The sequence below is a fragment of the Mycobacterium sp. E3198 genome (assembly GCF_001667015.1).
Taxonomy (GTDB): Bacteria; Actinomycetota; Actinomycetes; order Mycobacteriales; family Mycobacteriaceae; genus Mycobacterium.
This window is the reverse complement of record NZ_LZIS01000204.1, coordinates 65,495-75,942: the sequence shown is the minus strand read 5'-3', so window position 1 is coordinate 75,942 and position 10,448 is coordinate 65,495. Positions and strand designations below refer to the sequence as shown.

Below are 10,448 nucleotides of genomic sequence, written 5' to 3'. Positions count from 1 at the left end.
CCGATGGCCGCGGGATCGCGCTATCTCGGCGGGGCGGCGCCGCTGCCGACGACCGATGACGGCTTCCGTTCCGCCGGCGACATCGGCTACCTCGACGAGGACGGCTACCTCTACATCGTCGACCGGCGCGTCGACATGATCGTCACCGGCGGCGCCAATGTCTTTCCGGCGGAACGGAAGCCGTCATCGGTCGTCGGCAGCGGCGCCGCCCCGCCGAGATAGCGCGATCCCGCGGCCATCGGTGAGCGCAGGTAGATCTCGCCGTGTTCGCCGGGCCCAAGGGGCGTCCGCCCGGCGTCCAGGATCCGGATCTCGGTGTCCCGGAAGCCGCGGCCGACGCTGCCCGGATGGGAGAGCCATTCGTCGCCGCGCAGCGCGGTGAGCCCGAGGTTCTCGGTCATGCCGTACGCCGACACGATCTGTTCGGGGCTCAGCAGCTCGAACCAGGTGTGCATGAGCGACGGCGGCATCACCGCGGCGCCCTGCAGGATGAAGACGACGCTGGACAGGTCGCGCTGCCGCACGTCGGGCCGCGCCGCGATGCGCGCCAGCATCGTGGGCGTGGCCGTAAAGTTGGTGATCCGGAACCGTTCGATCACGTCCAAAACCAATGCCGCATCGAACTTTTCCAGCACCACCAGGTGGTCACCGGCCAGCAAGAAGAAGAAAGTCGCGAAGCCGTTGGTGTGGTACATCGGCGCGGGCACCATGATGGTCTGCGGCTGCGCGACCGGTATCCAATTCGACAGGAACGGTTCGCCGTGCTGGGGGGTCCACAGTGACGGTGCCAGGCTGAGGATCACCTTGGGGACGCCGGTCGACCCGCTGCTACAGATGCCGTTGGCGTGCGGCGAAACGACGGGGGGCAGCGGGCTCGCGGATTCGCCGGCGGCACGCGCGTCCAGCTCCCACCGGGTTCTTTCGTCGACCGCGACGGCGGGGGAGATCACGTCGCGCACCCGGTCTCGCTCCCATTCAGGCAGGTCCCAATGCATCGGAACGGGAACCGCGCCGATCTTCCAGCACCCCAGCGCGGCGAGCACCAGGTGCACGGAGTTCGGGATTCCCAGGGCCACAAGGGAATCCGGGCCAGCACCGCTGGCGGCCAGTGCACGCCCCCACTGGTTGGCGCGGGCGTCGAGCTCGCCGAACGTCAGCGCCTCCGCGGTGCCGTCGAGCCCGACGACCGTCACCGCCGGAGCGTCGCGCCGTTCCTCGGCGAGTTGCGCCAGTTTGGTTCCGAACGGGATGCCGTCGTCGAGCGGGTGGGGGGTCGCCGAAGGCGCGAGAGGCTCGGTGCTCACGCGGGTACCGGCCCGCTGAAAAGCGTCTCGAGATTGCCGTCACGGGCGTCGGGCATCAGGCGCAGGGCCAACGCCTCGGCGCCCAGCGGCAACCGGATCAGCGGCTGGGTGTGCCGGTCGAGGACGCTGACGTCGGACTCGTCGCAGAAGCCCAGGGCGCCGAGCAGCTGGTGCGAGGTGCGCAGCACCTGCCGCGCGGTGTCGGCGGCCTTGTACCTGAGAACGAGAGCATCGGCCGAATGCACCTGCACCGGCAGCGATTCGGGCCTGCACACTGTGTACTTCGCGAGCTCGTACAGGCCCCGCACTCCGACGGCGGCGTCCGCGACCGCGAACCTGACGGCCTGGAAGTCCGCCAGCGGTTTGCCGAACTGAACGCGGGCGCGCACGTGATCGGTGACGATGTGCAGCGACTGCTGCAGGGCTCCCAGAATCCGCCATGATCCCAGCACGAGATGAAGGTTAACGTCGCCGGCCGGAACGGTTCCGTCGGGTGCGCTCAACGTGGCCGGCACCAGAAACGGCCCCAGCTTGGCGTTGGTGCGCGACGCCGCACGCGCCGGGTAGCGGTTGCCATCCAGGTCGGCGGCGACCCAGTCGCCGGGCAGGTCGCCGTGATCGATGCGGGGCGCCTCGGGGTTGACCAGGGCCAGTCGGGCGCCGTCGATCGCCAGCAGTTCCTCGACGACGGGATAGGGCAGGGCGGTCGCGCCGGCGGCCTGGCACAGCACCGCGGCGGCCAGCAGGTCGTCGTTGGCCGACCGGACGTCGAGCTCGAAGGCGCCGACGTCACTCAGGGCGGTGCGGGCCGCGTGCCGGATGCCGTCGTCGGACTCGGCGCGCAGCGCCGCCGGGGGGCCGCCCAACCGGGTGAGCCGCTTTGCGGCGACGGCGGCGAAATCGCTGATATCCTGCGGCAGTTCGGTTTTCACCTGTGTTCTCCCAGAACGTCGCGTGCCACCAGCATTCGCTGCACCTCGATGGTGCCCGATGCCACGGTGGCGGCCTGCGCATAGCGCCAGTGGTCCTCGATGGCCCCGTGCAGGGGCGCCGACGTGCCGCTGTCGAGCGCCGTGGGGCCCAGCACGTCGAAGAGCAGCTCGGCCACCTGCTGGTCGCAGGTGGTGGTGGCGATGCGGGCTGCGCTGGCCGCCGCCCCCGCCGACGGGTCGTCCTGCAGCGAGATGGCCCGGTACGCCAGCAGCCTGGCCACCCGCAGGTCGGCGAGCGCCCGCACCCAGCGGGCGCGAATCGATTCGGGCAGCGAGTCCCAGTCGTCGCCAAGCTGCCTGCGCATCCGGTCCAGTAGCGACTCGCAGCGCGCGTAGCGCGCGATGCCGACCCGCTCGAAGGCCAGCGCCTCGCGCATCACCCGCCACCCGTCGCCGACCTCGCCGAGGACGTCGCCGGGGGAGGCGTGCACGTCGTCGAGGAACATCTCGTTGAGGTGATGGGGTCCCAGCATCGACCCGATGGGGCGCACGGTGAAGCCGGGCCGATCCATGGGGATCAGGAACAGGGTGAGCCGCTTCGGTTTTGGGGCCTCCGGATCGGTGCACGCGGCCAGCACGCACCAGGATGCCATCAGCGCGTACGACGTCCACACCTTCTGGCCGGTGATGCGCCAGCCGTCCCCGTCGCGCACCGCGCGGGTGCGCAGCGACGCGAGGTCGGTTCCGGCCTCCGGCTCCGAAAAGCCCTGGCACCAGATCACGTCCCCGGAGGCGATGGCCGCCAGGTGCTTGGCCTTCTGCTCGGCCGTGCCGTACCGCATCAGCGCGGGACCCACCCAGTTGATCCCCATGTACTGCGGACCGCGGGGCTCGTGCTGCGCCCACATCTCCTCGCGCAACACGGTCTGCTGCCACACCGAACCGCCGCCGCCCCCATGCTCTTTCGGCCACGCCAGCGCCAGCAGGCCCTCGGAGGCCAGCAGCTTGCAGAACGTCTCGGTGGTGGCCAGGTCCTGCGGGTTTTCGGTGCAGGCGCCGAGGAAGTCGGCGGGGATGTGGTGGGACACCAACTCGCGCAGGTGGTTTCGCAGTTGGGCGGCGTCTTCGCCGAGGTCATAGTCCATCGTCGTCATCCCTTCGGCAGCCCGAGCAGCCGCTCGGCGATGATGTTGCGCTGCACTTCCGACGTCCCGCCGTAAATGGTTGCGGCGAGCGCGTCCTGGCGTTCGAACAGCAGATCCGGATCGCTCGCCCCATCCTGCCCCTTGGCGACGGCGGCCAGTTCCCAAACCCGTTGCAAGGTAACAGATCCCAGCAGCTTGAGAATGTCGGCCTCCGGGCTCGCCCGTCCCGCCAGCTCGTTGCCCAGCGCGCGGTACCCGGTGGCCCGCAGCGCCTCGGCGTCGGCGAGCAGCGAGCCGAGCTCGGCGCAGATGTCGTCGGTCGGCCGGGCCGCACGCACCGCGTCGAGCCCCCGCTTGATCTCGACCCAGTTCATGATCCAGATCATCTGGCGTTCGTGGTGCAGCGACGACAGGGCGACGTTCCAGCCGCCGTGCAGCGGCCCGAGCAGGTTTTCCACCGGCACCTCGACGTCGTCGAGGAAGACCTCGCAGAACGTCTCGTCGGAGATCGACGCCATCCGAATGGGCTCGATCCTGACCCCGGGCGCCCGCAGGTCGAGGATCAGGCAGGAAATGCCGCGGTGCTTCGGCGCCTCCGGATCGGTGCGGGCATACAGCGTGCACCACCGCGACAGGTGGGCCTGCGTGGTCCAGATCTTGTGGCCGTTGACGCGGAAGACGTCGCCCTCGCGCTCGGCCCGGGTGCGCAGGCCGGCGAAATCGGATCCCGCCTCCGGCTCGGACATGCCTAGTGCCCACCATTCGTCACCGCGCAGCAGGGGAACAAGCAGCCGGTCGATCTGGGCCGGCGTGCCGAACTGGCGGATGCCGGGCGCGGCCACGCCCGGGCCCTGGATGTTGGGCAGCTTGGGCGCGGAGCGCAGCGCGCCCTCGATCCGAACCTCCATCGCGTCGCGCAGACCGAGCGAGCGGCCGCCGTGCTCGCGGGGCCAGGTCGGCTGCAGCCACCCCGCCTCGAACGCCGCCCGCTGGTAGTCCCGCCGCAGCGGCAGGTCCCACCGGTACTCGCGATACCGCTCGTAGTAATCCTTCGGCAGGAATTCCGTCAGCCACGCCTCGAATTCTTCGATGACGGCGCTCATCCCGCGCCTCCCGCGAACCGGCGGCCCACCTCGTGGTAGAGCGCGCGACTGTCGCCGAGCAGCGCGGCGCCCTGCCAGGCGTGCCGGACGTAGAGGTGGATGTCGTGCTCCCAGGTCTGGCCGAGGGCGCCGTGCACCTGTACCGCGGTGCGCGCGCAACTGGCCGCCGCGTCGCCGGCCGCCGCCTTCGCCAGCGCGGCGGCGGTCCAGGCGTCCCGGGCGTCGGGATCGGCGAGCCGGGCGGCGGCCGCGTAGGCGAGGCTGCGTGCTCGCTCCACGGCGACGTGGTTGTCGGCCAGCGCGTGTTTGACCCCCTGGAACGCGCCGATCGGCGCGCCGAACTGGCGGCGCGCCTTGGCGTGCTCGACTGCGCGGTGCAGCGCGCCGCTCGCCACCCCGACCAGGTCGGCGGCCGCGGCCACCAGCGGCGCCGCCAGCGCCGCTTCGAGCTCGACCGCCGCGGTGGCCACCGGCTCGGCGTCGATCTCGACGTCGGCCGCCGGTTGCGCGGGGTCGGTCGACTCGACCGGCAGGACGGTCACGCCGTCGCCGCAGCGCGCCACCGCGGCCATCACACCGTGGTCGGCGTGCGCCAGCGTGACGACCAGTTCGGCGCGGGTCAGGTTGGGGACCGCGACGGCCCGTCCGCGCAGGCGCCCGCCACGCAGCGTCATCGGCGCGCCGGGCAGCCGTGACCCTTTCGCGTGGACCGCCAGGGTGGCGACGGCGCCGCCGGCGATCTCGGCAAGCACCGCGTCCAGGCCGCTGGACCGCAGGGCCCCCGCGGCCAGGCCGACGCTGCTGAGCAACGGGATAGGCGCCAGCGCGGCGCCGCACTCCTCGAGCACCACCGCGGCCTCGACGGGCCCGTAGTCGCCGCCGTCGGGCGACGCGAGTTCGGTCCAGCCCAAATCGACGACCGTCTTCCACGGGGCGCGCCAGCGTTCGGGGTCCGTCAGGGCCTGACGGGCGACGTCGGGGGGACACTCGGTGCGCAGGATGCCGCGCACGGTGTCGCGCAGCGACAGCTGCTCCGCAGTCAGTCCGACATCCATAAGACCCCTAACATAATAAAAATAGTAAACTAGCGGCCTTGTTGCAATCGGCGCGAGCATAGGTGGCCCCATGGTGGAGTGGTATCTGTTCCTGCCGCAGGTGCGGTTGTCCGCGGCCGACATCGCGGACCGGGCCCGCCACGCCGAGGCCAGCGGTTTCGATGGGGTGGCGTTTATCGACCACCTGGAGGCGCCGGGGTTGGCCGACGAAAACATTTGGGAGGCAATGGGCATCGCCACCTGGGTGGCGGCCAAGACGGAGCGGCTACGGATCGGCCACCTGGTGCTGTGCGACGCGTTCCGGCATCCCGCGGTGCTCGCCAAGCAGGCCGTCACCCTCTCGGACGCGTCGGAGGGCCGGTTCGAGCTCGGCCTCGGCGCGGGGTCCTGGCCCACCGAATTCACCAGATTCGATGTGGGCCAGCAGGATCCGAAGGCCAGGGTCGCGCAGCTCGGGCGCCATCTCGAGCTGATCAGGCAGTACTGGGGCGACGACGAGGGCAAGGCGGCCCAGGCCCCGCGCAGAAGCCATCCGATACCGCTGGTCCTGGGCGGCACCGGACCCCGGATGATGGAACTCGTTCGCAGGCATGCGGATTGGTGGAACCTGCCATGTGACCAGCTGGACAAGCTGCCCACGCTCGCGCCGAAAGCGGGGACGGCCCGGGTGTCGGTGCAGCAGATGGTCGGATTTGTCCGGACAGGCAGCGACCCGGCCAAGGTGCGCGAGGTGAGCAAGAGGCGGTTCGGCAACTTGGGCTCGGGGCTGGTATGCGGGGATGCGGGCGAGCTGATCGGGCACTTCAGTGGGCTGGCCGCCCAGGGCGTCGAGCGGTTCTACGTGTGGTTCTCCGATTTCGCCGTCCCGGACTCGCTGCACGAGTTCGGCGAATCGGTGATCAAGGCGTTTGCTGGCGCCGGCGCCGCGCTTCCGTAGGCACCACCGGCGGCCGGGCGTACGGCCCGCGCTGCACGGCGGACAGCCGGATCTCCGGCAGGTCGACCGACGGGTCGACCGTGTCCAGCCAGGCGACGGCCTCGGCGACGTCGGACACCTGGATCGCGTACATCTCGAAGGGAACGTCCTGCAGCATCTCGGTTTCCACCGGGCCTGGGGTCACGATGTGCACGGCGATGCCGTCGCGGTCGAGCTCGAGCGCCAGGGCGCGGGCGAACGCGTTCATGCCGGCCTTCGACGCCGAGTAGGCCGTCCGCGCCATCATCGGCTCGTGCGCCGCCGACGAGGAGATGAACACGAACCGCGAGCCCGCGCGCATCAGCGGCAGCGCCGCGGCGGTCACCACGAAGCACGAATCCAGGTTGGCTGCGAGGATGGTCCGCCACTGCTCGAAAGTCTGCTTGCGCGCGTACGTCCCGCCCAGCGTGCCCGCCGCGTGCACGACCAGGTCGAGCCGCTCCAAAGCGCTTATCGCCGAGGAGAATCCGTCCGGATCGGACGCGTCGGCCACGAGGTGGCGCGCGCCGAGCTCCGCGGCGGCCGCGCGCAGCGGGGCTTCGCGCCGCGCGGCGAGCACCACGTCGTACCCGAGCTCGCTGAGCTTGCGGGCGCATCCCTTGCCGATGCCGCCGCTGCCGCCGGTGACTAATGCGGTTCGCATCAACGTCAGGGGCGCCGGATGTCCCGCGGGCGGGATCCCGAGCGTGAAAGTGCCTGCGGCGAAAGCGCATAGATGCGTTGGTCGGGCCGGCCGGAGAGCACGTAGGTCTGGGTGTCGGCGAGATGGCGGCCCGCCATGCGGCGGGCGCGGTCGACGTCACCCTCGGCGATGGTGTCGGTCAGTTTGACGTGCGTGTTGAGCACCGCACGGCGCTGGGTTAGTGACGGGTAGGTGCCCCGCGCGGCGCTCTCGTCCGCCCACTGCTGCTCGTGGCTGGTCCACAGCGTCTCCAGGCTGCCGACGACGGCGATGATGGTGTGGTTCCCGCAGCCGCGAACGACAAGATCGTGGAACTGGCGGCCGATCTCGGTGAAGAGGCGACCGTCTTCGAGATGCTCGGCCATGGCGTCGTTGACCCGCTTGAGCTCCGGCACCAGCGTGTCCGCCCGGTCGGGCCGCTGGGCCGCCAGGGCGGCGCAGGCCGGCTCGAGTTCCCGCAACGCCGTGCCCAGGTCGGCGACCTCGACGGACTCGCTCTGCAGCAACAGGCCCAGCATGTAGGCCGCGCTGGTCTTGGCCGGCGCGTGCACCACGGCGCCGCCGCGGTTGCCCCGCCGCACGGAGACGAGCCCCTCGGTTTCCAAAATCCGCAGCGCCTCGCGCAGGGAGACCAGGCTGACGTTGAACTGTTCGACCAGCACCTCCTGGCGCGGCAGGAGATCGCCGTCGGCGAGTTCGCCGTCGATGATCTGGCGGCGCAACTCGTCGGCTACGATTTCGGCGATCCGCGGCGCCGACAGTCGGCGCCGGGCGTCGGGGCCAATTCCCAGGGCGGTCATCCAATCCTCGCGTGCTCGTCTGGCTTAGCTATTTTAGCAGTAATGGTATAAATAGCCGGGTGAGGCGCGAGCCCGGCAGCCGGCCGACACCGCTCGACGAATTGCGTGTCGTCGAGATCAGCGACCGGATAGCCGGAAGTTACTGCGGCAAGCTGCTGGTCGATGCCGGGGCGCAGGTGCGCAAAATCGAGCCGCCGCAAGGGGATTGGCTGCGCCGGTACTCGGCCACCTGTTCGCCGGTGCCCGGCGGGGGGACCTCGCCGTTCTTCGGCTTCCTCAACGCCGGCAAGCGTAGCCTGACCGTCGCCCCGGACTCCGAACGGTATCGGGCCGAACTGGCAGCCGCGGACGTCGTGGTCGTCACGGCGGGCCGGTCGCGGGCCGCGGCGCTGGGCATCGACCCGCAGCGGCTGCTGGCGGAGTCCCCGCGGGCGATCGTCGTCACGATCTCCGACTTCGGTTGGAACGGACCCTATGCCGACCGCCCCGCCAGCGAGTTCACCCTGCAGGCGTGGGCCGGCTCGCCGGGCTTTCGCGGCGATCCCGGCGGGCCACCGATCGCGATCGGCGGCGACCTGGGGGAGTACATGGGCGGCGTCTACGCGGCGTTCGGCGCGCTGGCCGTGCGCCGCCGCGTGCAGCGCGGGGGCCCCGGCGAGCACCTCGACCTGTCCATGCTCGAGGCGATGACCGCGATGCAGAGCAGCGAATGGTTGCATTCGCAGCTGCTGCGCGTCCCGCCGGTGCGCCGCACCCTGGAAGTGCCGTCCATCGAGCCGGCCAAGGACGGTTACGTCGGGATCACCATGGTCACCGGCCAGCAGTGGCTCGACTTCTGCGCGATGGTCGAGTGCCCGCAACTGGAGGAGATCGAACAGCTGCGTTTCCAGATCGGCCGGTGGGCCTATCGCGACCTGATCCGCGAACAGATCGGGCCGTGGCTGGCCGAGCGGACCGTCGCGGAGATCGTCGAACTCGGGCAGCTGTTCCGGCTGCCGATCGCGGCGCTGGGCAACGGCTCCACGATCCGCGATCTCGAGTACGTCAAGCAGCGAAACGTGTTCGTGCGCAACCCCGCCGGCTTTCACCAGCCGCGACCGCCGTGGCTGATGTCGGCGTGCGGACCCGCGCCGCTGCGAGCGGCCCCGGCCGTCGGTGACGCCGACGACGAACCGGCCTGGGATGCAAGCACATCCGGGCCCGACCCGGCAGGACGTGGGCTGCCGCTCGAGGGGGTGCGCATCGTCGACCTGACCGCGTTCTGGGCCGGGCCCGCCGCGACCCACCTGCTGGCCGCGTTCGGCGCCGACGTCGTCAAGGTGGAGTCGATACAGCGGCCCGACGGCATCCGCTACTCGGGCGGGATGCGCACCGATGTGGACGATTGGTGGGAGTACGGCTGGGTGTTCCACGCGATGAACACCAACAAGCGCTCCGTCACACTGGATTTGGGCTCGGACGACGGACGCCGCCTTTTCGAGAAGTTGGCGGCCGGCGCCGACGTCGTGATCGAGAACTTCTCGCCGCGGGTGATGGATCAGTTCGGGCTGACCGCCGACGTGCTGCTGAGGGTCAACCCGAAACTGGTGGTCACGCGGATGCCCGCATTCGGCCTGGACGGGCCGTGGCGCGACCGGGTCGGATTCGCCCCGACCATGGAGCAGATCGCCGGCCTGGCCTGGGTGACCGGACTGCCGGAGGCCCCGCCGGTGACGCCGCGCGGGGCCTGCGACCCGCTGGCCGGCGTGCACGCCGCCTTCGCCGTGCTGGCCGCGCTGAGCTTCGCCGAACGCACCGGTTCGGGCCAGCAGGTCGAGTTGCCGATGCTGGAAACGGTGCTCAACGCCACCGCGATACAGGCGATCGAAGCCGAGGCGTTCGGGGTGACGCTGGGCCGGCGCGGCAATCGCGGGCACGGCCACGCGATCCAGAACCTCTACCGATGCGCCGGCGAGGACGACTGGATCGCGGTCACCGTGCGCGACGACCGGCAATGGCGGGGCCTGGTCGACGTGATGGACCGACCCGCCTGGTGCGACGACGGCCTGGCCACCGTCGCCGGGCGGCGCGAGCGCGCCGACGACGTCGACCGCCGGCTGCGGGACTGGTTCGCCGGACAGCCGCTGGACGCGACCGTGGAGCGCCTGGCCGAGGCGGGGGTGCCCGCGGCGCCCGCGGTGTCCCCGTCGCTGGTCACCGAGAACCCCCAACTGCGCGACCGGGGCTTCCTCGAGACTCTGGAACACACGAGCACCGGTGCGGGTCTCTATCCCTGCCCGCCGTTCGCCAAGCTCGCCGGGCAGGACAGGTGGCTGCTGCGCCCCCCGCCGAAGCTGGGCGAGCACAATGGAGAGGTACTGCGCGATCGGTGCGGGCTGACCGACGAAGAACTGGCCAAGCTGGCAAGCGACAAAGTGATCGGAACCCGCCCGAAGGGCCTGTGAGGAGGAT

The 10,448-nt window shown here is 70.8% G+C and carries 8 protein-coding genes and 2 pseudogenes; 3 read left to right on the top strand and 7 right to left on the bottom strand.

All coding sequences use genetic code 11. From position 1 onward, the window contains the following. Positions 1–222: pseudogene (locus A5673_RS30185) on the top strand (hypothetical protein); the annotation flags it as partial. Here the strand turns inward: A5673_RS30185 and A5673_RS22745 are convergent. The 5 genes and pseudogenes from A5673_RS22745 to A5673_RS22725 all read right to left on the bottom strand — a co-directional run. Further along, positions 165–1,304 (bottom strand): annotated as a pseudogene (locus tag A5673_RS22745) (class I adenylate-forming enzyme family protein); the annotation flags it as partial. The pseudogenes A5673_RS30185 and A5673_RS22745 sit on opposite strands and share 58 nt — an antisense overlap. Further along, positions 1,301–2,236 (bottom strand): acyl-CoA dehydrogenase family protein, encoded by a 936-nt coding sequence (locus tag A5673_RS22740; protein ID WP_068237845.1) that lies wholly within the window; start codon positions 2,234–2,236, stop codon positions 1,301–1,303. The pseudogene A5673_RS22745 and the gene A5673_RS22740, both read right to left, overlap by 4 nt. After that, on the bottom strand, positions 2,233–3,390 hold the full coding sequence (locus A5673_RS22735) for an acyl-CoA dehydrogenase family protein (protein WP_197518453.1): 1,158 nt from the start codon (positions 3,388–3,390) through the stop codon (positions 2,233–2,235). The genes A5673_RS22740 and A5673_RS22735 overlap by 4 nt, the downstream gene beginning before the upstream one ends. Then, entirely contained in the window at positions 3,387–4,484 is a 1,098-nt protein-coding gene (locus A5673_RS22730) for an acyl-CoA dehydrogenase family protein (RefSeq protein WP_068237842.1), read from the bottom strand. The genes A5673_RS22735 and A5673_RS22730 overlap by 4 nt, the downstream gene beginning before the upstream one ends. Further along, the gene (locus A5673_RS22725) at positions 4,481–5,539 is read right to left on the bottom strand and encodes an acyl-CoA dehydrogenase family protein (protein WP_068237839.1); all 1,059 of its coding nucleotides are present in this window, start codon (positions 5,537–5,539) and stop codon (positions 4,481–4,483) included. Before A5673_RS22725 ends, A5673_RS22730 begins: the two co-directional genes overlap by 4 nt. A gap of 70 nt (positions 5,540–5,609) precedes the next feature. Here A5673_RS22725 and A5673_RS22720 point away from each other — a divergent pair, with 70 nt between their 5' ends. Further along, positions 5,610–6,476, top strand: a complete 867-nt coding sequence (locus tag A5673_RS22720) for an LLM class flavin-dependent oxidoreductase (RefSeq protein WP_068237836.1) — start codon at positions 5,610–5,612, stop codon at positions 6,474–6,476. On the opposite strand, the gene A5673_RS22715 is transcribed toward A5673_RS22720, so the two are convergent. Further along, positions 6,439–7,158 carry an SDR family oxidoreductase gene (locus tag A5673_RS22715; protein ID WP_068237833.1) on the bottom strand — a complete coding sequence of 240 codons (720 nt, stop codon included), beginning with the start codon at positions 7,156–7,158 and terminating at the stop codon, positions 6,439–6,441. The genes A5673_RS22720 and A5673_RS22715 overlap by 38 nt on opposite strands. 5 nt (positions 7,159–7,163) lie before the next feature. Continuing rightward, positions 7,164–7,997: a FadR/GntR family transcriptional regulator gene (locus A5673_RS22710; RefSeq protein WP_068237830.1), complete on the bottom strand. Its 834-nt coding sequence runs from the start codon at positions 7,995–7,997 to the stop codon at positions 7,164–7,166. A 59-nt stretch (positions 7,998–8,056) separates the two neighbouring features. Between A5673_RS22710 and A5673_RS22705 the strand changes: the two genes are divergently transcribed. Further along, positions 8,057–10,441 (top strand): CoA transferase, encoded by a 2,385-nt coding sequence (locus A5673_RS22705; protein ID WP_068237827.1) that lies wholly within the window; start codon positions 8,057–8,059, stop codon positions 10,439–10,441. The last annotated feature ends 7 nt before the right edge of the window (positions 10,442–10,448 follow it).

Coding starts and splice junctions, on each gene's coding strand:
- A5673_RS22725 (WP_068237839.1), bottom strand. CDS start 5,539: ATGGATGTCGGACTGACTGCGGAGCAGCTGTCGCTGCGCGACACCGTG.
- A5673_RS22715 (WP_068237833.1), bottom strand. CDS start 7,158: ATGCGAACCGCATTAGTCACCGGCGGCAGCGGCGGCATCGGCAAGGGA.
- A5673_RS22735 (WP_197518453.1), bottom strand. CDS start 3,390: ATGACGACGATGGACTATGACCTCGGCGAAGACGCCGCCCAACTGCGA.
- A5673_RS22720 (WP_068237836.1), top strand. CDS start 5,610: ATGGTGGAGTGGTATCTGTTCCTGCCGCAGGTGCGGTTGTCCGCGGCC.
- A5673_RS22710 (WP_068237830.1), bottom strand. CDS start 7,997: ATGACCGCCCTGGGAATTGGCCCCGACGCCCGGCGCCGACTGTCGGCG.
- A5673_RS22730 (WP_068237842.1), bottom strand. CDS start 4,484: ATGAGCGCCGTCATCGAAGAATTCGAGGCGTGGCTGACGGAATTCCTG.